This window comes from Miniphocaeibacter sp., from assembly GCF_049276255.1.
In the GTDB taxonomy this organism is placed as follows: domain Bacteria; phylum Bacillota; class Clostridia; order Tissierellales; family Peptoniphilaceae; genus Miniphocaeibacter.
Genome location: NZ_JBASWB010000074.1, coordinates 15,939 through 38,962 on the forward strand (window position 1 = coordinate 15,939; position 23,024 = coordinate 38,962).

The following is a 23,024-nucleotide window of genomic DNA, read 5'->3' on the forward strand; positions in this document are numbered from 1 at the left end:
AAAATAAAATGGAATTAAAAAAATATTTTACTCCCAGCACTATTGAAGAAGCATATGAGGTTTTAAATAAAAGCAAAAGTAATGTAATCCTTGGTGGAGGGTGCTTTTCAAGTATTTCTAAAAGGAAAAAAAACATAGGTATAGATATAAATTCTTTAGACTTGAATTATATAAAAGAAGATGAAGATACTATATTTATTGGAGCCTCTAATACTTTAAGAGATGTGGAGATAAATCCTTTAGTGAAAAAACTAGGAGATGGAATTCTTTCAAAAGCCATAAATGAAATAGGTGCAGGTATACAATTGAAAAATACTGCAACAATAGGTGGTTCTGTTTGGGCTAAATATGGATTTTCAGATATTATGCCTGTATTGTTGGTGCTAGATGCAAAATTAAGGTTTTTCAAAAAAGGTGTTATTTCTGTTTCTGAATATATGGATATTAGACCAGAAAGAGATATTTTAATGGAAATAATTATAGGAAAAACTCTTAAAAAAGGTATTTACCTATCAAGACGATTAATAAAAATGGATATTCCTCAATTAAATTTAGCAGTATTATTTGACAAGGATATAAAAATAGCCATTGGTGCTAGACCTCAAAAAGCAAAAAGATTTGATTTTTTAGGAAATTATATTAAAGAAGATAAAAAATTATCAGAAGATGATTTGAAAGAACTAGAATTAGGAACTAATATTAAGGCTTCTAATTTTATAAGAGAAAGACTACTAGAAGATATGTTTATGGAAATTAGAGATATAGCAGGTGAATATTATGATAGGTAATTCCATAAAAAAAATAGATTATGAGGGAAATTTACTTGGCGGTAAAAGTTATACTGAAGACTATATAGATTACAGAAATTTACTATATATAAAAGTAAAAAGAAGTCCCTATGCCTTTGCTGAAATAATTGATATAGATACGAGTAGGGCTGAAAAATTAGAAGATATTGTTGCCATATATACATATAGAGATGTTGAGCAAATAAGGTATACGGAATGTGGTGAATCATATCCAGAGGCATCTCCTCATGACAGAATTCTATTAGAAAAAATAGTAAGGTATATTGGTGATGAAGTTGCCCTAATAGTAGGTGAAAATATTGAGGCTTGTAATAGAGCAGAAAAACTAATAAAAGTTAAATATAAGGTTTTTGAACCGATATTAACTAAGAAAGATTCCTTAGATCTTAAGGATATTATCCATAAGGAAGATGATGGGTTTGAACCTTTTGACTTTGGATATGATCCTAAAAAAAATATAGTTAGTAAGTTCCATATGGGTTATGGAGATATAGAATCTGAAATAAATAATTCGGATATCGTTTTCTCAGCTTCTTATTCTACTCATGCTCAAGCCCATGCAATGATGGAAACATTAAGGGCTTATGCAAAAATTGATGAAAGAGGCAGACTGGAAATAATATCCGCAAATCAATCTATTTACCATATGAGAAGGCAAGTTGCTAAGGTTTTAGGTTTAAGTTTAAATCAAGTTAGAATGCGACGAATAAGAATAGGTGGAGGTTTTGGTGGAAAAAATGTTTGTATAACAGAACCAATAGTAGGTTTTGTAACATGGAAAACTAAAAGACCTTCTATGATTATTTACGATAGAATAGAAAATTTTAATGCAACAAGTACTAGACATGAAATGGATTTTGATTTAGTAATAGGTGCTAATAAAGATGGTAAAATCAATGGAATAAAAATGAGAGGTTACAATAATACAGGGGCCTATGGTTCAAATGGTCCAGCAGTTACAATGGAGGCAGGTCAAAATACCCTACCTATTTATTCGATAATTAATTCCATAGATTACAAGGCTTTAACCTATTACACTAATAGAGTTTCAGCAGGTGCTATGAGAGGTTATGGAACTCCTCAAGGAACCTTTGCTTTGGATTCTGCTATAAATGAGTTATCGGAAAAACTAGGCCTTGACCCGGTAGAAGTTAAATTGAAAAATACTATAAGATCTGGACATATTGGTGGGTTAAATAAAAGTACTATTGGAAGTTTTAATATAGAAGAATGTATTAAAAGAGGAAAAGAATTAATAGATTGGGATAATAAAAGATATAGACCAGAAGATAAGGGCCATATAAAAAGAGGTGTTGGAATGGGACATGCAACTCATAGTTCAGGAGTTTCCAACATTGATGTTGCAACAGTATTAATAAGATTACAAGAAGATGGAACCTTTACAGTCTTTACAAGTTCCTCTGATCTAGGAACAGGTTCAGATACCATATTGCTTCAAATAGCTGCAAAAGCCTTAAATACAGATATGGAAGGAGTAAACCTAGTATCAGGAGATACAGATAGTTGCCCTTACGATAAGGGGGCCTATGCTTCTTGCACAACATATTTAACTGGAAATGCAGTTGTTATGGCTTGTGAAAAAATAAAAGAAAAAATATTTGAAAAATCTAAAAAATATTTAAATGTAAATATAGAAAAAATGAAATTGGAGAAAGGCAAAGTTGTAAATACTGAAAACAATGAATCTGTTACATTAAAACAACTAGGAATAGATTCGGCTGTAAGTCCAAATGCAGAAGCAATTATAGCTGATGCAACCTTTGGTATAGGAGATACTCCAAGACCATATGCAGTAAGTTTTGTAGAAGTAGAAGTAAATACCCTAACAGGTAAAGTAGATATTTTAAAATATGTTTCTGTAATAGATTGTGGACAGGTTATTAATCCTAATCTTGCTAGAATACAGGCAGAAGGAGGAATAACCCAGGGAATAGGCCTTGCCCTATATGAAGATGTAATATACAGCAATAAAGGAAAATTATTAACAAACAATTTCTTTAATTATAACATTCCAACAAGAAGGGATATAGGAGAGATAGTTGTAGATTTTTGCCCTGAAAAAGAGCCAACAGGTCCCTTTGGTGCAAAATCAATAGCGGAATTAGTTACAAATTCACCAGCTCCAGCAATAGCAGATGCTATATATAATGCTTGTGGAGCAAGAATAAGATCTCTACCTATAACTGCTGAAAAAATAATAGAGGCTTTAGAAAGAAAGGTGGATTAGTTTGTATTTAGTAAAATCTAAATGGATAGTTAGCAGTAACAATAAGGTTATAGAAGATGGTGGAATTCTTATAGATAAGGGGAAAATTAAAAAAGTTTTAGAAGATATTTCCGAAACAAATTCCTTAGCCAATATTGAAATAATAGATTATGAAGATTCAATACTAATGCCATCTTTTACAAATGCCCATACACATCTATATGGAATTTTATCGTGGGGAATACCTAAGCTAGATAACTTTAATGATTTTGAAGGTTTTTTAAAGGTGTTTTGGTGGCCTTTAATAGAGGATAGATTAACAAAAAAAGAATTTGTACTAACTACAAAATCCTCATGTTTAGACATGATTAGTTCAGGAGTAACAGCTTTTTGTGATACTGCTGAAGGTCCGTTAACAGAAGAGGATACTTTGGAAGCACAGGCAGAGGTTGTAGAAGAATTTGGTTTAAAGGCAATACTTTCTCTAGAGTCCAGTGAAAGAATCAATTGGGAAAATGGAATAAAATGTCTTAATCAAAATCAAAACTTTACAGAATCTACAAAAAATAGCAAAAATATTAAGGGTTGTATCTGTACCCATACAACATTTACCTGTTCTAAAAAATTTATTACAGAGGCTAAAAAACTAGCTAGGGAAAATAATACCTTTTTACAGTTTCATCTATCGGAAAGTATCTATGAAAAAAACTATACATTAAAGAATTTTGGCTTAACACCAGTAGAATACTTAGATAAATTAAATGTTTTAGACGAGAATACCCTAATGTCTCAGTGTGTAAAAGTAGATTCTAAAGAAATAGATATAATAAAAAAATCAAAATGTAATGTAGTTCACAATCCTATTAGTAATTGTGAAGTTGGTGGAGGAATAGCACCAGTTCAAGAAATGCTAGACAAGGGTATAAATGTTGCTTTAGGAACAGATGGATATGTTAATGACTTCTTCGAAGTAATGAGATTTGCATTTTTAATCCATAAAGCCAATTTAGAAAATACAGAAGTAATGAGTGCTAAAGATGTATTTAAAATGGCTACAGAAAATGGAGCCAAGGCCTTAGGATTTAATCAAGGCAAACTAGAAAAAGGCTATGACGCTGACTTCATTGTTATAGAGGATATGTTCTCAACTCCTTTAAACAGGGAAAATATATATGATTTAATTGTAGTTAAAGGCGAAAAAAGAATGATTAAAGATGTATATATAAGTGGCAAAAAGCATAATCGTAAAGATATAGAGAACGAAAAGGACAAAATGAGATATGAAATAAAAGAACTAGCAACTTCATTTTGGGGAGGTATAAAGTAAATGTACGATTTTTTAGGAAGCAAAATACAATCTCCAATAATTATTGGATCTGGTCCCTTAACATATAGTGCTGAAGGAATAAAGAAACTTCATAAAAACAAAGCTGGACTTTGTGTTACAAAAACCATAAAATTAGAAGCTGCAATAAATCCTATACCACATATGCAAATGTCAGAAAATAAAAGTTTAATAAATGATGAATTATGGTCTGACTATACTTACGAAACTTGGATAAATAAAGAACTTCCAGAATTAAAAAAATCCAAAATTCCTGTAATAGCCTCTTGTGGTCATTCTGTAGAGGAAACTAGTTTAATGGTAGAGGGATTAGAAAAGGCAGGAGCAACTTTTTTAGAGTTGGTTTCTTATAATGAAGAAGATTTACTTCCAATGTTAATAGACACAAAAAAAAGAGTTAATATACCGATTATAGTAAAGCTACCTTCAAGAGTTAAAAATATGGTAGAACTTGCTAAAACACTGGAGAAAAATGGAGCTGATGCCTTAACAATTAGTGATTCAATTGGACCGGCTATGAGAGTTAACATAGAAACAGGACTATCTACACTTGGAAATATATCTAAAGGATGGCTAACAGGAGAAGCAATACTTCCCTTTAATATTAATAACATATATGAGGTAAGAAAAAATATTAATATTCCTATTATAGGACTAGGAGGGATAATGTCCTATAAAAATGCCATAGAGGTTTTTATGGCAGGGGCTAATTATGTAGGAGTTTGTACCTATCCAATAATATATGGTGAAAAGGTTATAGGAAAATTATCGGATCAAATTGAAAAGTGGCTAACTGATAATAACTATAAATCACTAGAGGATATAATAGGTCTTATCCATAAAAAAAGCGAATCTATAGTAGGAGAATTTAAATATAATAAAGATAAATGTATAAAGTGTAAAAAATGCGAAATAGTTTGTGCATATGATGCAAGAAGGATTTCTGAAGACATGTATTTAGATAATAGTAAATGTAGAAAATGCGGTTTATGTTCATCAATATGTCCAACTAGAGCATTAGAATTTTATTAAAAGGTGTGAAATATGTATATAGATCTTCATTGTGACACAATTATTAAATATATAAAAGATGAAAAAGTTGAAGAATTTATGTTTGGTGAAAATTCCGATATAAATTTAAAAAAACTATTAGATAATAAAGTAAAATCACAATTTATGGCAATTTATTTATACAATGAGGATTATGAAGACAATCCTGGCCTAGGAGAAATTTCTGACTGGGATTATATAGATAAATGTATTGGCTTCCTAGAAAAAACTTCGGAAAAATATAGAGAAAAATTAAAAATAGTAAGGAATTACAAACAATATATTGAGGCAAAAAACAAAAACAAACTATCGATATTTATAACAATAGAAGATGGAAGATGTATAAGACAAATAGATGATGTAGGTAAATTAAAAAATAAGGGAATTTCTCTAGTTACATTACTATGGAACAATGAGAATAAAATAGGTTATCCTCATTCAAAAAACAAAAAAGAAGATAGTTTAGGCTTAACTGATTTTGGCATAAAAATTGTAGAAGAAATGAATAAAAAAGGGATTATTATCGATGTTTCTCACTTATCCAATGGTGGCTTTTGGGATGTTTATAAGTATTCAAAATATCCCTTTATGGCTACTCACTCTAATGCCAAAGGAGTTCAAGACCATTCAAGAAATTTAGATGATAAACAAATAAAAGCCATTGCAAATAAAGGTGGAGTCATAGGACTAAATGTATTTCCACCCTTTGCAAATGGAACTAATACAGCTGAATTTAAAGACTATAAAAATCATTTACAATATATTCTTAAAATTGCTGGAGAGGACACTATAGCCTTAGGTACAGATTTTGATGGTATAAATGGAAATTATAGTATTAATTCTCCAAAGAAGGTTATAGAATTTATGAATTATTTAAATTTAAAGGGATTTAGTATGGAATTAATTGAAAAATTTGCCTATAAAAACGTAGAGAGATTTATACAGGAATTTTATTGGGGTTAATATGAAGACTTTATTAAAAAATGGACTAGTATATAATTCATTAAATAAGAAATTTGTAAAAAAAGATATTTTAATAAGTGGAGAAAAAATAGAAAAAGTTGAAGATAGTATAAATATTGTAGAAAAAGAAGTAATTAATTGTGAAAATAAATTTATTATTCCAGGGGGAATAGATGCCCATACCCATTTAGATCACAATATGGGAGATGGACTAATAACCATAGATGATTTTAAAACAGGAAGTAAAGCTGCTCTATATGGTGGAACAACGACAATAGTCGACCATGTTTCCTATGGAAATAAAAATAATAATATTTTAAATATAATTAGTGACTATCATAAAAAAGCTGAAAAGTCTTATGTAGATTATTCGTTTCATGGCGTGGCTTTTAAAAATGATAATAGAACATTAGACGAATTAAAAGAATTGAAAAATCTTGGAATATCAAGTGTAAAAATATATACAGTTTATGGTGAGAAGTTAGAAGATAAATGGATTTTAAAACTTTTAACAATTGCAAAAGAAGAAGATATTACAGTATGTGTACATTGTGAAAATGAAGAAATAATAAACTATTCAGAAAAATTACATGGAGATAGAGTTTCTGACTTTCCCCTTTCAAGACCAGTTGAAGCAGAGGCAGAAACAGTTGAAAGATTAATCTATTATTCGAAAATAACAGGTTATCCAAAGTTGTATTTTGTTCATATTTCTTCAAAGGAGAGTTTGGAAAATATAATCAGAGCAAAAGAAAAAGGACATAGAAATCTCTTTGTTGAAACCTGTGTTCAGTACTTAACTTTTGTAGATGATGTTTACAATAGAGAAGATGGCGGAAAATATATTTGCTCACCACCATTGAGAAAAAAAGAAGATGTAGATTTTCTATGGGGGAATATAGAAAAAGAAAATATAGATGTTATAGCAACAGACCATTGTCCCTTTAGTTTAGATAAAAAAATTGGAATAGAGGATTACAAAAAAATTGCTGGAGGAGTTCCAGGTATAGAGGAGAGGATTTTAGTAACCCTATCTGAAGCTGAAAAAAGAAATGTGGAAATAACTAAAGTCATTGATAAATTATCAACAAATCCGTCTGAAATTTTTAACTTAAAAAACAAAGGTAGATTAGAAGCAGGTAAAGATGCCGATATTGTAATTTTAAGTAAGAAAAATTGGAAATTCAAAAAAATACATGGAAATAGTCAATATTCTATATATGATAATAGAGAATTAAATTATATTGTTGATGCAGTTTATATTAGAGGCAATAAAATATTGGAAAATGAAAAGATATTAGAAGAGGACTTAAAGGGAAAATTTATAGAAAGATAAGTATATAGAGCTAATAGTTATAAGGGGGATTTTTATGGAAAATTATTATCTTAATGTAAATGGTAATAATTATAAAATTGTAGGAGATAAAAATGAAAGCCTTCTGAATATTTTAAGAGAAAAACTAAATTTAACAGGAGCAAAATGTGGATGTGAAACAGGAACATGTGGTACGTGTAAAGTAATAATAGATGGTAAAGCTATTAAATCTTGTAGGGTAAAAGGCTTTGATTTACAGAAGTCAAAAATAGAAACAATAGAAGGATTAGCCGATGGCTATAAATTACATCCAATACAAGAAGCTTTTATTGAAGCGGGAGCTATTCAATGTGGATTTTGTACACCGGCTATGATTTTAACAACTAAGGCCTTATTAAATGAAAATAAAAATCCAACAGAGGAAGAGATTAGATTTGCCTTTAGAGAGAACTTGTGTAGATGTACAGGATATGTGCAAATAGTTGAAGCAGTAAAAATAGCAGCTGAAAAACTTGGAGGGGTGTAGTGTGAAAGAAAAAATTATTGGAAAGGGATATCCCATAAGAGATTCGGTATTAAAGGCAACAGGACATAAAATCTATGTAGACGATATGAAACTTCCCAATATGCTATATGGTAAAATTTTATATTCTCCAATAGCCCATGGGAAAGTTAAAAGTATAGATACTACAGAGGCAATGAAGGTTGAAGGCGTAAAGGCAATAGCTACATGCTTTAATACCCCACATATTAAATACAATAGTGCATTGAGATTTTATGATCATGATATACCATTTACAGAAACTGTATTTTCAAAAAACGTAAGATTTGTCGGAGATAGGGTTGCAGCAGTTGCAGCTGAAACTATGGAAGCAGCTGAACAAGCTGTAAATCTTATAAAAGTTGAATATGAAGAATTGCCACCTATATTTGATGTAGAGGAAGCAGCTAAAGAAAATGCCTATCCAATACATCCTGGTGGAAATGTATTAAATGAAATAAAAGCAAATGCAGGAGATGTAGAAAAGGGATTTGCTCAGGCTTATAAAATCTATGAAGATAGATATGAAGTACAGCCTGTTAATCATGGTGCATTAGAACCTCATACATGTATAGCCCAATATACTATAGATAATAGGCTTACAGTTCATAGTTCTTGCCAAAATGTATTTGCTTTTAGAGTAATATTGTCTCAAATTTTAGAAATGCCATTACATAAAATTAGGATGATAACTCCGTCTATAGGAGGATCATTTGGTGGAAAACTAGAAATGACTATTGAACCTGTAGCGGCGATTTTATCTAAGATGACGATGCAACCAGTAAAGGTAACCCTCACAAGAAAAGAAGTATTTAAATCGACAAGGACAAGACATGCAGCAGTAATGTATATAAAAACAGGTGTTAAGGAAAATGGGGAAATAGTAGCACAAGATTTTAATATTTTATTAAATACAGGTTCTTATGCATCAAGTTGTTACAATGTTTTAGGAGCTTTAAGTCATAAGATCTATAAAGTATATAAAATTCCAAATCTTAGATTTAGGGGAGTACCTGTATATACGAATATACCTATTGCAGGTGCAATGAGAGGTTATGGTTCACCACAAATATTTTTTGCACAACAAGCTCAAATGGGTAAAATTGCGAGGGATTTAAATATTGATCTAGTAGAATTGCAAAAAATAAATGCTGCACTTCCAGATGGAGTTGATCAAAGATTTAATTCTCCTTTAGGAAATCCGAGAATATTAGATTGTCTTAAGGAAGGTAGTGAAATATTTGAATGGGAAAGAAAGAAAAAAATAGTAGGAGAAAAAGGATACAGACATGGAGTTGGGATGGCAATAGGGGCTCATGGCAATGGTGTCTTTGGAGCACATAGAGATTATATATCCCTAGCCTTAAAATTAAATGAAGATGGAACGACAACTCTACTTACGGGAGTCCATGATATGGGAAATGGTTCTGTAACCTTGCAGACTCAAATGATAGCGGAGGTATTAGGCATTACTCCGGACAAGGTAGAAACTCTTGAAGCAGATACAGATGCAGTACCGTGGAATTTAGGTGATTACGCAAGTAGAGGTTTATATGTAGAAGGAGCAGCAGCAAAAAGAGTTGCTGAAAAATTAAAGAGCAAGATAGTTGAATTAGCAGAAGAAATTTTAAAGACTAAAGATTTAGTTTTAGAAAATGGTTATGTAGTAAGTCAAGCAGATAGTAGTAGAAAAATTTCTCTTTCAGATATAGCCGTTTATTCTCAAAAAGAAAAAGAAGCTGAAATAACAGTAGTTGAAAGTCATAGATCTGAGGCTGGAATAACTTCTTATGGAGTTCATTTTGCAGAGGTTTTAGTAGAAGAGAAAACTGGGAAAATAAAAGTAATTTCCTATACTGCCTGTCATGATTCCGGTAAAGTAATAAATCCTTTAGCAGCAACAAACCAATTAGATGGTGGAATACACATGGGATTAGGTTACGCCCTAACAGAAGATTATGTATTTGATGACAAGGGAAATATGACAAACGATAGTTTTGGTAGCTACAAAATGTTTAGAGCACATGAAATGCCGGAAATTAAAACCCACTTTGTTAAGGGATTTGAAGAAACAGGACCTTATGGTGGAAAAAGTATAGGGGAATGTGCAGTAGTACCAGCAGCTCCTGCAATATTAAATGCAGTATATGATGCAACAGGTATTGAAATAAAGAAATTACCAATAAAAATAAACAAGGAGGATTTAAATGGCTAAAATATTAGGAATATGTGGAAGTCCCAGAAAAAATGGTTCAACAGAATATGCATTAAAGAGAGCGTTAGAAGTGTGTGAAAGCTATCCTGATATTGAAACAGAATATTGGACTGTTAGGGGAAAGAAAATTGGATATTGTATCCATTGTGATTCATGTATACGAAATAAAACGATGTGTATAATCAAAGATGATTTACAAGAATTAGAGGCTAAAATCTTAGAAGCAGACGGAATAATAATAGCTTCTCCTGTTTATGATATGAATATAACAGCACAACTAGCTACAGCTTTAAATAGACTTCGTCCAATTTACCTGGTATATTCAGGGCATTTACAAAATAAAGTTGGAGGGGCAATAACCACTGGTGGAACAAGATATGGAGGCGAAGAAACTGCTAAATTACCAATTATAAATTTCTTCTTAATGCATGAAATGTTAGTAAGTGGTGGTTTAGGAGGTTGTTATATAGGAGGAACTATTTGGAGTAAAGACCAAAAAGCACAAGGGGCTATTGACGATACTGTAGGAATTGACAGTGTAGAAAGATTTGCAAAAGGACTTACAGAAGCGGTTATAGTTACAAAAGCAGGTAGGGAAAAATGGGACAAAGAAAAGGTTAATCTTGAAATAAATGATAGTAAATCTCCATTAAGAGATCATTAAAACTATTGATCTTTGATTAATTATTTCTTAGATCTATTATTTTTATAAATTAGAATATTATGAGTTCATGAAAGGAAAATTACAATGAATAAAGACAATTCAAAAAAAATGGATTATGAAGGTTTAGATGAAGAATTGTTTAAATTAGATGGTAAACCTTCGTTTATAAAAGCTTTGCCATTATCCTTACAACATATATTTGCAATGATTGTAGGAACGGTAACATTACCAAGAATGGTTGCGGAAATTTGTGGGTTAAGTCAAACAGAAACTACATTATTAGTACAAGCTGCCTTAATAGTATCCGGTATAGCTACCCTATTACAACTTTATCCAATTGGAAAAACTGGTTCGAAATTGCCTATTATTTTTGGAGTAGGATTTACTTATCTTCCAACATTATCTGTAATAGGTACAAAATATGGGATAGATGGAATATTAGGAGCCCAGTTAATTGGTGGTATATTTACAATATTCATAGGTTTATTGGGAAAAAGAATATTAAAATTTTTCCCTCCTCTTGTAACTGGAGTAGTAGTAACTACTATAGGACTGTCCTTGTATCCTATTGCTGTAAACTACATGGCAGGAGGATTGGGAAGTCCAAATTATGGAGATTTTTCAAACTGGATTTTAGCGATAGTTACATTAGTAACTGTAGTTGTATGTAATAATTTTTTTAAAGGATACATAAAATCAGCATCTATGATAGTTGGAGTAACAGTAGGTTATATATTAGCATTAGTAATGGGGAAAGTTGATTTTTCATCATTATCTAGTGCAAGTTTATTATCTGTTCCTAAAATAAGTGATTTTGGAATGACTTTTCATTGGCCTGCAATTATAAGCATGTTGGTTTTATGCTTAGTAAATGCACTACAGTCAATAGGTGATTTATCAGGAACAACTATGGGAGGAATGGGAAGAAAAGCTACAGACACTGAGTTATCTCGAGGAATAATAGGTAGCGGTATTGTTACTTCACTAGGATCATTTTTCGGAGGATTACCACCTTCATCCTATAGTCAAAATGTAGGTCTAGTATCTTTAAATAAAGTAATTAGTAGATTTGTTTTAGCATTAGCAGCAATTTTTATGTTGTTGGCAGGTTTTGTTCCTAAATTTGGTGCTTTAATGACAACAATACCAACAGCAGTGTTAGGTGGAGCTACAATAAGTATTTTTGGAATGATAACTATGACCGGTTTACAACTAATACTACATGATGAACTAACACCTAGAAATATATCGATTGTAGGATTAAGTTTAGCTCTAGGGATGGGGATTACTTCTGTACCTGATAGTTTAAAAGCTTTTCCAGATATTATTAGAATGGTATTTGGTGAATCTCCAATTGTAATAGCTGCCCTTGTAGCTTTTACATTGAATTTAGTATTACCCAAAAATGAAAAAAAGAAGGAAAAATAAAATATTAATTAGATTTTAAAGAACAAATACTTATTATTTGAAAATAAATATTTGTTCTTTAAATAAATTTTCAGGAGATAAAAATGATAGATATTCTTATAAAAAATGGAATTATTGTAACGGTTAATGCAAAAAGGGAAATATTATATAAAGGCGCTTTGGCAATAAAGGATAATAGGATTATAGATATTGGTGATAGTAAATCGTTAATAAATAAGTATTCTAATGTAAAAAAGATAATAGATGCAGAGGGCAAAGTTATTTTCCCAGGATTTATTAATACCCATACACATCTATTTCAAAGCTTATTAAAAGGATTAGGTGATGATATGGAATTACATCACTGGCTATCAGATATGATGTTTCAAGCGGCTATATATCTTACAGAGGATAATGTGTATTACGGAGCAATATCTGGAGGCATAGAGGCTATAAAAAGTGGAGTAACTACAACAGTAGACTACATGCATACTCATAGTAAACCTAAGTTAACAGATAGTATAGTTGAAGCCTATAAAGATTTAAAAATTAGAGGAATTATAGGTAGAGGAATGATAAATACAGGTAATGAATTTGGTACACCTTTGGAGCTTACACAAGATATAAAAACTGTAGAGGAAGACTTGTATAGACTATTTGACAAATATCATAATATTGAAAATGGAAGAATACAAATAGGTACTTCTCCATCATCTGTATGGGCAGCAACAGATGAAATGTTAAAAAGAGTCTACGCTATTACAAATGAATATAATGGATTATTTGCTGTTCACCTATCAGAAACAGATTTTAATAATATAGCTTCAAATAAAATTCATGGCAAAGATGATTTTGATACTCTTATAGATCTAGGTATTAACGGTGAAAATGTTTTAATGGTTCATTGTGTTGTTTTAAATGATAATCAATTATTAAAAGCAAAAGAATACAATATGAAAGTATCTCATAATGTTGTAAGTAATATGTATTTAGCTTCAGGAACTGCACCAATTACAAAAATGATAGATATGGGACTTACTGTAGGCTTAGGAGTTGATGGAGCTGCTAGTAATAATTCTCAAGACATTATTGAGACTATGAAAATCACAGCATTACAGCAAAAAGTAAAAACTCTAGATCCAGTTTCTATTAGGGCTGAAAAGGTATTAGAAATGGCAACAATAGATGGAGCGAAAGCCATTGGACTAGATAAAGAAATAGGTTCCCTTGAAGTTGGGAAAAAAGCAGATTTACTTGTATTTAATCCAATGTTAAATCCTAAAGCGATACCTATGCATAATCCAGTTTCAACTTTAGTATACTCTTCTGGAGTTGAGAATATAGAAACAGTTATTATAGATGGAAATATAGTTATGGAAAATAGAAAAATCCTTACTGTTGACTCCGAAGAAGAAACTCTAAAAAAAATACAGGATTCAGCAGAGGATTTATGTAATAGAGGAAATATAACAAATAGAATGTCTGGACATGAATGGAATAGGTGATGATATGAAGTTAAATATTAATAAAAAATTAATAGAAGTAGATGTAAGACCAGATGAGTTTTTGTTAGAAACATTAAGAAAATTAGGTTACTTAAGTGTAAAAGAAGGTTGTCAAAGTAGTTCATGTGGAGTTTGTGGGGTTTTACTAGATGAGAAAATAATCTTATCATGTACTTATCTAACAGTAAGAGCGGAAGGTAAGGCAATTGCAACTCTAGAGGGAGTGAGAGAAAGGTCTAAATTTTTAGTTGATTTTTTAGCTGAAGAAGGAGCTGACCAGTGTGGTTATTGTGCTCCAGGTTTAATAATGGCTGTTATGTCCTTGGAAAATGAGTTAGTCAACCCTACAGAAGAGGAAATATATCATTATTTAGATGGAAACCTATGTAGATGTACGGGCTATAAGGGACAGATTAGGGCTATAAAAAAATATTTAGAGTTAAGAAGTACACGGAGTGAAGTCGTATGATTACAATAAAAAACTATATTGCACCAAATACAATAGAAGAGGCATATGATTTATTAATAGAAAAAAAGAATAACCAAATATTAGGTGGTTGTGCTTTTATAAAGATGGGATCAAAAACAATAGGATTAGGGATAGATTTAATGAACCTTAATTTAAATTACATAGAAGATGAAGAAGAGGAGATCAGAATAGGTGCAACAACAACACTAAGGGAAATAGAAACCAATACAGTTTTAAAGAATTACTGTAATGGAATATTAAGCGAAAGTGTTAGTAGCATAGTAGGGGTTCAATTTAGAAATATGGCTCAAATTGGTGCAGGTATATTTTCTAAATATGGTTTTTCAGACTTGTTACCATGTTTGTTAGTTTTAGATGCAAAAATTAATCTTCATTCTGAGGGGATTATTGATTTAAAGGATTTTTTAAAAAAAGAATATAAGAAAGATATTTTAAAAGAGATTATTATTCCAAAGAAAAATGGAAGGGCTGTATTTGAAAATGTTAGGAAAACCTCTGGCGATTTTTCAATTTTAAATGGAGCTATGTATATTGGGAAAGATGGTACTGCAAAAATAGCAATAGGAGCAAGACCTACAAAAGCAGAAATAGCAGAAAAAGCTAGTAAAGCTTTAGCAGAAAATAAGAGTATTGAGGAAATTAGGGAACTTGCTTGTGAAGAATTAAACTTTGGCACTAATGTAAAGGGGACTAAAGAATATAGAAAAGGTTTGTGTGCAGTATTGATTACCAAGATGAAAGAAAGAATAGGTGATTAATATGGTAGTAGGTAAAAGTTATAAGAAACTAGACAGTGAAGCTATTCTAACAGGTAGACCAATTTATACAGATGATTTAATTAATCAAAAAAATGTTTTGAGTATAAAAATTTTAAGAAGTCCTTATGCATTTGCAAAAATAAAAGATATAAATGTAGAAAAAGCAAAATCCCTTGATGGAGTAGTAGATATTTATACATATAAAGATGTTGAACAAATTAGATATTCGGAAGGGGGAGAAGCTGCCCCAGAAATGTCACCTCACGATAGGGTGTTATTAGAACCTATTGTTAGATTTGTAGGAGATGAAGTGGCAATAGTAGTAGCAGAAGATGAAAGAATAGCAGAAAAGGCTAGAAAATTAATTAAAGTTGATTATGAAGTATTTGAACCTATTTTAGATATGGAAAAAGCTCTGGACAATGAAATTATAATTCATGAAGGTAAGAGATACCATGGAAAGCCCTTTACAAAATACGATAATAATAGAAATCTAGTTTCCGATTTCAGCTTATCTGAAGGTGATGTAGATAAAGAGTTTAAAGATTGTGATGTGATTTTAGAAAGAGAATATAGAACACAGGCTCAACAACATTGTAGTATGGAAACTAATAGATCCTATGCATATATAGATAATAAGGGAAAAATAACAATAATTTCTGGAAATCAAACAATATCCCATATGAGAAGGCAAACAGCACAGGCTATAGGAGTACCATTAAAGAATGTTCGATTAAAAGCAGCTAAAGTAGGAGGAGCTTTTGGTGGAAAAAAATTAGCTATTACAGAACCCTATGTTGCTTTTGTAACCAATAAAACAAAAAGACCAAGTAAGTTAATTTTAGATAGGGAAGAAATGTTTATGGCTACTAGTGTACGTCATCCTATTATAACTAGAATAAAAATAGGAGCCGATAAAAATGGAAATATAAAAGCCATAGATATGAAGGTTTTAAGTAATACAGGTGCTTATGGCTCAAATGCTGCTGCTGTAACTATGGAATCAGGACAAAATGTTCTTCCTATGTATGCAAGAGTTCCAGCAATAAGATTTAATGGTAAATCTGTATATACAAATATGGTACCATCTGGCCCTCTAAGAGGATATGGTACAACTCAAGGAACTTTTGCAATGGCTTCAATTATGAATGAATTAGCCAGAGAATTAAAAATGGATCCAGTAGAATTATTGTTAAAAAACACAATAAGAAAAGGAGATGAAGGTGGGATTTTACCTCATAAAATGAGGAGTTTTAATGTAGAGGAATGTATTAAGAGAGGTAAGGATTTAATAGAATGGGATAAGAAATTTCCAAGAGTCAAAGTTGGAGAAAATAAAGTCAGAGGAGTAGGAGCAGCTTTAGCCCTTCATACTTCAGGAATTGCAGGACAGGATACAGCAACGGTTATTTTAAGGCTTGAAGAAGATGGAAGCTATATGTTAATGGTTGGGTCCTCAGATTTAGGAACAGGAGCAGAAACTGTCTTGTGTCAAATAGCGGCAGAATCTTTAAATACAGATATGGATAGTATAAGTATTTGTACAGGTGATACAAATACAGCACCATATGAGACAGGGGCCTACGCTTCTTGCACAACATATATTACAGGTAATGCAGTAGTTAGAGCAGGAGAAAAATTAAAGGAAAAGTTACTGGAAATTGCTAGTAAAAAAATGTGTTTAGCAAAATCTGATTTATTATTGGAAAAAGATAGGATTAAGCATAAAAAAGATGAAACAATGTATGTTTTATTAACTGAAATAGTCAGAGAGTCTCTTATTGGAGAAAACACAGACCAAATAATGGTAAAAGCATCCTATGGATCTAGAGAAAAACCAAGACCATTTATGGCAGGTTTTGCAGAAGTTGAAGTTGATACACTAACAGGAAAGGTGGATTTAATAAAATTTGTGTTAGTGGCCGATTGTGGAACTATAATAAATCCAAATTTAGCAAAGGTTCAAGCAGAAGGGGGGCTGATGCAGGGTATAGGATTAGCCTTATACGAAGATGTTATATATAACAAACGAGGTAATTTGTTAACAAATAATTTTATGCATTACAATATTCCAATAAAATCTGATGTTGGAGAGGTTATTGTTGAATTTAGGTCCGATTACGAACCAACAGGTCCTTATGGAGCAAAATCAATAGGGGAAGCTGTTGTTCATACTCCTAGTCCAGCAATAGCAAATGCAATATGTAATGCAGTAGGCTTTCAAGGAAGGGAATTACCAATAACACCAGAAAAAGTATTTATGGGCATGAGAGAAATAAAGAAATATTAAGAGATAATTATTTATTTAGAAAAACTATATAGGGTTCATTATAATTTGGGAAATACAAAAATTGGAGGGAAAATATGATTAATAAAAAGAATAAATCCAAGTTTGATCTTAATGGGATTCCACCGTTAAGAGAAGCGGTACCTCTTGGTTTGCAGCATTTATTTGCAATGGTTTTTGGTAACAGCGTTACAGCATTGTTAATTACACAAATTCTTGGTCTAAGTCAAGCCCAATCAACAATGCTTGTACAGGGAGCAATGCTAGCAGCAGCAATTGCTACATTAATTCAATTATATCCACCACCATTTGTAAAGGGTTATAAATTTGGAGTTAGGTTACCTGTAATAATGGGAACTAGTTATTTATTCTTAGGTGGTTGTCTAGGAGTAGTTGAAGAATATGGAATGGCTGCTATGGTAGGTGGTCAAATAGCAGGAGCAATTTTTCATATATTTTTTGGTTTATTTATAGTTAGTAAAATTAGAAGGATTTTTACTCCTATAATTTCAGGTACAATAATTACATGTATGGGTTTAGGACTATTTCCAACAGCTATTAATAATCTAGCAGGAGGAGCAAATTCACCTGAGTATGGTTATATTATAAACTTTGTAATAGGATTAATAGTAGCACTTATAATAATTGTGTTACAAAATTATGGTAGAGGTATTGTAAAGGATATTGCAATCTTAGTTGGAATCATAGTAGGATTTATAATATCTGCAATGGCAGGTTTAGTTGATTTTTCGGCAGTGAAAGAGGCAGCATGGGTATCTATACCAAAACCCTTAGCTTTTGGAATAGAGTTTAAACCTCATATAATAGTTATGTTTATACTACTATACATAGTTTCTGTAGCGGATTTAATGGGGAATTTAACATTGACTACAGTAGGTGGATTAGATAGAGATGTAACAGAAAAAGAATTATCCTCAGGAGTTATGGGAGTTGGATTAGGATCAATTTGTGCATCTTTGCTAAATTCAATACCTGTAGCAGCATTTAGTCAAAATGCAGCTATAGTATCTTTAAATAAAGTAGTTAGTAGATTTGTAATAGCTACAGCCGCATTTTTCTTAATATTAGGTGGTATTTCACCTAAAATAGGTTCAATAATTACCTCAATGCCTTCTTGTGTAATTGGAGGGGCTACATTAGTTATATTTTCACAAATTGCAATGGCAGGAGTTAATCTTCTTACAAAAGAAGAATTAACTAAGAAAAATATGTTAATTGCAGGAGTAGCAATTGCAACAAGTCTTGGTATAACAGGAACAAAAGAAGCGTTAGTGTATTTTCCAACAACATTAGCAACAGTAATAGGGGATTCTAGTGTAGTATTAGGAGCTTTAATAGCTTTATTCCTACAGGGATTATTCTATGTTATTGAGAGAACCTTATTGAAAAAAGGTAAAAATTAATAGCTTATTATATAAGGCTTATAAGATAAATTAAGAATATATATACAAAAGGTATTTTGATTAATAAAAATCAAAATACCTTTTATATTATTTTAATTATTTTTTTGCTTTCAAGGCCCTAGTTTTAAAAGTCATTAAAATTATGAACAATAGAATAAATATTATATTGGGAGCAATGTATCTAAGGATTAAGAAAGTTAAATCTGAATTAATATAAATATCCATTACAGATATATATTGATAATATAAGGAGATACCATAAAATAATAATGAAAATATTTTTAGTAAATAATAATCCTTATAATATAAGAACATAATAAGACATATAAAAGGAAGTAAATAGGGTACTATTAAAAAAATATATTTCCCAGATAAATTTAAAACTAAATTGGAATAGGGAATATATTGGTTAATAAAGCCTGTAGGAATAAAAGGTATTATTAAAGGTAGGAATAAAAAAACTATTATTAATAATGATAATGAAAATTTAATAAATTTATGGGAATTAAATTTATCATATTGATACAAAAAACTGTTTTTCATGTATTTCACCTTGTCTTTCTCTTATATTATTTTAGCATATTTAGTTTTTATATACTAAAAATATAAAAATATTAAATTTTGTTTTTTTAATGTATAAAAAGGCGTAAATTAGTTGACTTTTCAATATTCAGGTGATAGAATGTATGAGTGCAAAAAATAGAATGCTAGTGCATTTCTTTTTTTATGTAAAATTTTCAAGGAGGTGGAATAATGCCAACAATAAATCAATTGATAAAACAAGGTAGACACGCTAGAACTTATAAGTCAAAATCTCCAGCTTTAAGTGTTAACTTCAATACTTTAAACAAAAGAACAACAGAAGTTAGATCACCACAAAAAAGAGGGGTTTGTACTGCTGTAAGAACAGTAACGCCTAAGAAACCTAACTCAGCTTTACGTAAGGTAGCAAGAGTTCGTTTAACAAATGGAATGGAAGTTGCTGCTTATATACCAGGAATAGGACACAACCTACAAGAACATAGTGTTGTACTTATTAGAGGTGGAAGAGTAAAGGACTTACCAGGGGTTCGTTATCATATAGTTCGTGGTGCTTTAGATACAGCTGGTGTAGCTGATAGAAAGCAAGGACGTTCTAAATATGGAGCTAAAAAACCTAAATAATTTTTTAATTGATGCTTTAATGTAATAAAATTAATATGATAAATACAGTAATTTATACTTTAATATATACATTCGAGCACAACGACGAAAGTCGAGTACCAATGAAACTACTAAAATGGTAAGGAGGGAAGTAAAGTGCCAAGAAAAGGACATGTGCCTAAAAGAGAGGTAATGCCTGATCCAGTTTACAACGATAAGGTGGTTACTAAACTAATAAATAATATAATGCTAGATGGTAAAAAAGGTACTGCACAAGGAATTGTGTATAAAGCTTTTGAACAAGTAGCAGAAAAATCTGGTGAAGATGCTTTAGAAGTATTTTACAAAGCATTAAATAATATAATGCCAGTATTGGAAGTAAAATCTAGAAGAATTGGTGGTGCAAACTATCAAGTTCCAATTGAAGTAAGACCAGAAAGAAGACAAACTCTAGGCTTAAGATGGTTAACAACTTATTCAAGAGCTAGAGGAGAAAAAACTATGGTTGAAAGACTAGCAAAAGAAATCTTAGACGCTTCAAATAACACTGGTGCAAGTGTTAAGAAAAGAGAAGACGTTCATAAGATGGCAGAAGCTAATAAAGCATTTGCTCATTTCAGATTCTAGTTTCTGTAGTTAGGAAGGAGTAAAATATATTTATGGGAAGAGAATATTCTTTAGCCAATACTAGAAATATAGGTATAATGGCTCATATAGATGCTGGTAAAACAACAACTACAGAGCGTATACTATATTACACTGGTAAGATCCATAAAATAGGTGATACTCACGATGGTGCTGCTCAAATGGACTGGATGGTTCAAGAGCAAGAAAAAGGTATCACTATTACATCGGCTGCAACAACTTGTATCTGGAAAGGCAATAGAATCAATATTATTGATACCCCAGGACACGTTGACTTTACAGTTGAAGTAGAAAGGTCATTAAGAGTTTTAGACAGTGCTATAGCTCTATTTGACGCTAAAAGTGGTGTTGAACCACAATCTGAAACTGTTTGGAGACAAGCGGATAAATATGGAGTTCCAAGAATCTGTTTTATAAATAAAATGGATGCTACTGGAGCAGATTATTTTGAATCAATAAAAACAATAAGAGATAAATTAGGAGCAAATCCTGTACCTATAGAAATTCCAATAGGAAGTGAAGATAAATTCGTAGGAGTAGTTGATTTAATAACTATGAAAGCTACAGTTTATAAAAATGACCTAGGAACAGATATAGACGTTACTGAAATACCTGATGACTTAAAAGAGTTAGCAGAAGAATATAGAAATAATTTACTTGAAAATATTGCAGATCATGACGAAGATGTTATGATGAAATATTTAGAAGGTGAAGAAATAACTGAAGAAGAAATTAAAAGAGCTATTAAGACAGCTACACTTAATCTATCAATGAACCCAGTATTATGTGGTTCTGCATACAAGAACAAAGGTGTTCAACCTTTACTAGATGCAATTATTGACTTCATGCCTTCACCACTAGATGTACCATCAATTAAAGGTACAGATCCAAATACAGATGAAGAAATTGAAAGAAAATCAAGTGATGACGAACCATTTGCTGCTTTAGCATTTAAGGTAGTTACAGATCCGTTCGTTGGAAAATTGACTTATTTCAGAGTTTATTCTGGTAAATTAGATGCTGGTAGTTACGTTTACAACTCTTCAAAGGGAAAAAGAGAGAGAATGGGACGTATCTTAATGATGCATGCTAACAAGAGAGAAGAAATAGAAACTGTATATGCAGGGGATATAGCTGCAGCTGTAGGTCTTAAAGACACAGGAACAGGAGATACTTTATGTGATTCTAATAACCAAATTATTTTGGAAAAAATGGAATTCCCAGAACCGGTTATTTCCGTAGCAATAGAACCTAAAACAAAAGCTTCTCAAGAAAAAATGAGTGTAGCATTACAAAAATTATCTGAAGAAGATCCTACTTTCACAACTCATACAAATGAAGAAACAGGACAAACTATAATTTCAGGTATGGGAGAATTACACTTAGAAATAATAGTTGATAGATTATTAAGAGAATTCAAAGTTGAGGCTAATATTGGTAATCCTCAAGTATCCTATAGAGAATCAATTACTAAAGAAGCAGAAGCAGAAGGTAAATATGTTAAACAATCTGGTGGTCGTGGACAATACGGTCATGCTAAGATTAGAATTGAGCCTCAAGAACCAGGTAAAGGCTTTGAATTTGTTAATGCAATAGTTGGAGGGGCAATTCCTAAAGAGTATATAGGATCAGTTCAAGCCGGTATTGAAGAAGCAGCACAATCAGGTATTTTAGGTGGATACCCAGTACTTGATATTAAAGTTACATTGTTTGATGGATCATACCATGATGTTGACTCATCAGAAATGGCATTTAAAATAGCTGGCTCAATGGCTTTAAGAGCAGCACTTGCAAAAGCAGGTCCTACACTATTAGAGCCTATGGAAAAAGTTGAAATAACTACTCCTGATGAATACTTAGGAGATGTTATGGGAGATGTAAACTCAAGAAGGGGTAAAATCCAAGGAATGGATCCTAAAAATGGAGTTCACATTTTAGATGCATATGTACCATTATCAGAAATGTTTGGATATGCAACAGATCTACGTTCAAATACACAAGGTAGAGCAACTTATTCAATGCAATTTGATCATTATGAAAAAGTACCTGCTTCAATTGCAGATGAAGTACTTGGCGATAAAAATACAGATAAATAGTCAGGAGGATATCAATGGGAAAAGAAAAATTTGAAAGAACGAAACCGCACGTAAATATAGGAACAATAGGTCACGTAGACCACGGTAAAACAACAACAACAGCAGCAATAACACTAGTATTAAATAAAAGATTTGGAAGT

The 23,024-nt window shown here is 31.3% G+C and carries 19 protein-coding genes; all 19 read left to right on the forward strand.

The features are described from left to right. The first annotated feature begins 8 nt into the window (after nucleotides 1-8). Nucleotides 9-788: an FAD binding domain-containing protein gene (locus tag WAO56_RS10320; RefSeq protein ID WP_422143523.1), complete on the forward strand. Its 780-nt coding sequence runs from the start codon at nucleotides 9-11 to the stop codon at nucleotides 786-788. Then, entirely contained in the window at nucleotides 778-3,057 is a 2,280-nt protein-coding gene (locus WAO56_RS10325; protein WP_422143524.1) for a xanthine dehydrogenase family protein molybdopterin-binding subunit, read from the forward strand. The genes WAO56_RS10320 and WAO56_RS10325 overlap by 11 nt, the downstream gene beginning before the upstream one ends. 1 nt (nucleotide 3,058) lies before the next feature. Then, complete coding sequence (locus tag WAO56_RS10330; protein ID WP_422143525.1) at nucleotides 3,059-4,363, forward strand: amidohydrolase family protein; 1,305 nt, start codon at nucleotides 3,059-3,061, stop codon at nucleotides 4,361-4,363. After that, complete coding sequence (locus WAO56_RS10335) at nucleotides 4,364-5,413, forward strand: 4Fe-4S binding protein (RefSeq protein WP_422143526.1); 1,050 nt, start codon at nucleotides 4,364-4,366, stop codon at nucleotides 5,411-5,413. It abuts the gene before it with no gap. A 12-nt stretch (nucleotides 5,414-5,425) separates the two neighbouring features. After that, on the forward strand, nucleotides 5,426-6,394 hold the full coding sequence (locus tag WAO56_RS10340) for a dipeptidase (protein ID WP_422143527.1): 969 nt from the start codon (nucleotides 5,426-5,428) through the stop codon (nucleotides 6,392-6,394). 1 nt (nucleotide 6,395) lies between these two features. Further along, nucleotides 6,396-7,730, forward strand: a complete 1,335-nt coding sequence (locus WAO56_RS10345) for a dihydroorotase (protein WP_422143528.1) — start codon at nucleotides 6,396-6,398, stop codon at nucleotides 7,728-7,730. A 34-nt stretch (nucleotides 7,731-7,764) separates the two neighbouring features. Further along, on the forward strand, nucleotides 7,765-8,235 hold the full coding sequence (locus WAO56_RS10350; protein ID WP_422143529.1) for a (2Fe-2S)-binding protein: 471 nt from the start codon (nucleotides 7,765-7,767) through the stop codon (nucleotides 8,233-8,235). A 1-nt stretch (nucleotide 8,236) separates the two neighbouring features. Next, nucleotides 8,237-10,465: a xanthine dehydrogenase family protein molybdopterin-binding subunit gene (locus WAO56_RS10355; protein ID WP_422143530.1), complete on the forward strand. Its 2,229-nt coding sequence runs from the start codon at nucleotides 8,237-8,239 to the stop codon at nucleotides 10,463-10,465. Next, a complete protein-coding gene (locus tag WAO56_RS10360; protein WP_422143531.1) occupies nucleotides 10,458-11,129 on the forward strand; it encodes a flavodoxin family protein in 672 nt (223 codons plus the stop codon). The genes WAO56_RS10355 and WAO56_RS10360 overlap by 8 nt, the downstream gene beginning before the upstream one ends. Before the next feature lie 84 nt (nucleotides 11,130-11,213). Then, a complete protein-coding gene (locus tag WAO56_RS10365) occupies nucleotides 11,214-12,557 on the forward strand; it encodes a uracil-xanthine permease family protein (protein ID WP_422143532.1) in 1,344 nt (447 codons plus the stop codon). A gap of 83 nt (nucleotides 12,558-12,640) precedes the next feature. Next, nucleotides 12,641-14,041: an amidohydrolase family protein gene (locus tag WAO56_RS10370; RefSeq protein WP_422143533.1), complete on the forward strand. Its 1,401-nt coding sequence runs from the start codon at nucleotides 12,641-12,643 to the stop codon at nucleotides 14,039-14,041. After that, complete coding sequence (locus WAO56_RS10375; RefSeq protein ID WP_422146358.1) at nucleotides 14,025-14,510, forward strand: (2Fe-2S)-binding protein; 486 nt, start codon at nucleotides 14,025-14,027, stop codon at nucleotides 14,508-14,510. Before WAO56_RS10370 ends, WAO56_RS10375 begins: the two co-directional genes overlap by 17 nt. Continuing rightward, nucleotides 14,507-15,289 (forward strand): FAD binding domain-containing protein, encoded by a 783-nt coding sequence (locus WAO56_RS10380; protein WP_422143535.1) that lies wholly within the window; start codon nucleotides 14,507-14,509, stop codon nucleotides 15,287-15,289. Before WAO56_RS10375 ends, WAO56_RS10380 begins: the two co-directional genes overlap by 4 nt. Before the next feature lies 1 nt (nucleotide 15,290). Then, nucleotides 15,291-17,579, forward strand: a complete 2,289-nt coding sequence (locus tag WAO56_RS10385) for a xanthine dehydrogenase family protein molybdopterin-binding subunit (RefSeq protein ID WP_422143536.1) — start codon at nucleotides 15,291-15,293, stop codon at nucleotides 17,577-17,579. A 74-nt stretch (nucleotides 17,580-17,653) separates the two neighbouring features. After that, the gene (locus WAO56_RS10390; RefSeq protein WP_422143537.1) at nucleotides 17,654-19,000 is read left to right on the forward strand and encodes a uracil-xanthine permease family protein; all 1,347 of its coding nucleotides are present in this window, start codon (nucleotides 17,654-17,656) and stop codon (nucleotides 18,998-19,000) included. Between the two features lie 753 nt (nucleotides 19,001-19,753). Then, the gene (rpsL, locus tag WAO56_RS10395; protein ID WP_243661429.1) at nucleotides 19,754-20,164 is read left to right on the forward strand and encodes a 30S ribosomal protein S12; all 411 of its coding nucleotides are present in this window, start codon (nucleotides 19,754-19,756) and stop codon (nucleotides 20,162-20,164) included. 135 nt (nucleotides 20,165-20,299) lie between these two features. Next, nucleotides 20,300-20,770: a 30S ribosomal protein S7 gene (gene rpsG / locus WAO56_RS10400; protein WP_422143538.1), complete on the forward strand. Its 471-nt coding sequence runs from the start codon at nucleotides 20,300-20,302 to the stop codon at nucleotides 20,768-20,770. A 32-nt stretch (nucleotides 20,771-20,802) separates the two neighbouring features. Next, nucleotides 20,803-22,884, forward strand: coding sequence for an elongation factor G (gene fusA, locus WAO56_RS10405; RefSeq protein WP_422143539.1), 2,082 nt, complete (start codon nucleotides 20,803-20,805; stop codon nucleotides 22,882-22,884). A gap of 14 nt (nucleotides 22,885-22,898) precedes the next feature. Next, nucleotides 22,899-23,024, forward strand: a 126-nt coding sequence (locus WAO56_RS10410; RefSeq protein WP_422143540.1) for a GTP-binding protein, incomplete at its 3' end; no start/stop codon positions are given.

Excerpts from the sequence above, each read along its gene's own strand:
- WAO56_RS10375 (WP_422146358.1), top strand. The coding sequence starts at position 14,025 with ATGAATGGAATAGGTGATGATATGAAGTTAAATATTAATAAAAAATTA.
- WAO56_RS10390 (WP_422143537.1), top strand. The coding sequence starts at position 17,654 with ATGATTAATAAAAAGAATAAATCCAAGTTTGATCTTAATGGGATTCCA.
- WAO56_RS10340 (WP_422143527.1), top strand. The coding sequence starts at position 5,426 with ATGTATATAGATCTTCATTGTGACACAATTATTAAATATATAAAAGAT.
- WAO56_RS10360 (WP_422143531.1), top strand. The coding sequence starts at position 10,458 with ATGGCTAAAATATTAGGAATATGTGGAAGTCCCAGAAAAAATGGTTCA.
- WAO56_RS10365 (WP_422143532.1), top strand. The coding sequence starts at position 11,214 with ATGAATAAAGACAATTCAAAAAAAATGGATTATGAAGGTTTAGATGAA.
- rpsL (WP_243661429.1), top strand. The coding sequence starts at position 19,754 with ATGCCAACAATAAATCAATTGATAAAACAAGGTAGACACGCTAGAACT.
- WAO56_RS10345 (WP_422143528.1), top strand. The coding sequence starts at position 6,396 with ATGAAGACTTTATTAAAAAATGGACTAGTATATAATTCATTAAATAAG.
- WAO56_RS10380 (WP_422143535.1), top strand. The coding sequence starts at position 14,507 with ATGATTACAATAAAAAACTATATTGCACCAAATACAATAGAAGAGGCA.
- WAO56_RS10385 (WP_422143536.1), top strand. The coding sequence starts at position 15,291 with ATGGTAGTAGGTAAAAGTTATAAGAAACTAGACAGTGAAGCTATTCTA.
- WAO56_RS10320 (WP_422143523.1), top strand. The coding sequence starts at position 9 with ATGGAATTAAAAAAATATTTTACTCCCAGCACTATTGAAGAAGCATAT.
- WAO56_RS10350 (WP_422143529.1), top strand. The coding sequence starts at position 7,765 with ATGGAAAATTATTATCTTAATGTAAATGGTAATAATTATAAAATTGTA.
- WAO56_RS10335 (WP_422143526.1), top strand. The coding sequence starts at position 4,364 with ATGTACGATTTTTTAGGAAGCAAAATACAATCTCCAATAATTATTGGA.
- WAO56_RS10325 (WP_422143524.1), top strand. The coding sequence starts at position 778 with ATGATAGGTAATTCCATAAAAAAAATAGATTATGAGGGAAATTTACTT.
- WAO56_RS10370 (WP_422143533.1), top strand. The coding sequence starts at position 12,641 with ATGATAGATATTCTTATAAAAAATGGAATTATTGTAACGGTTAATGCA.
- fusA (WP_422143539.1), top strand. The coding sequence starts at position 20,803 with ATGGGAAGAGAATATTCTTTAGCCAATACTAGAAATATAGGTATAATG.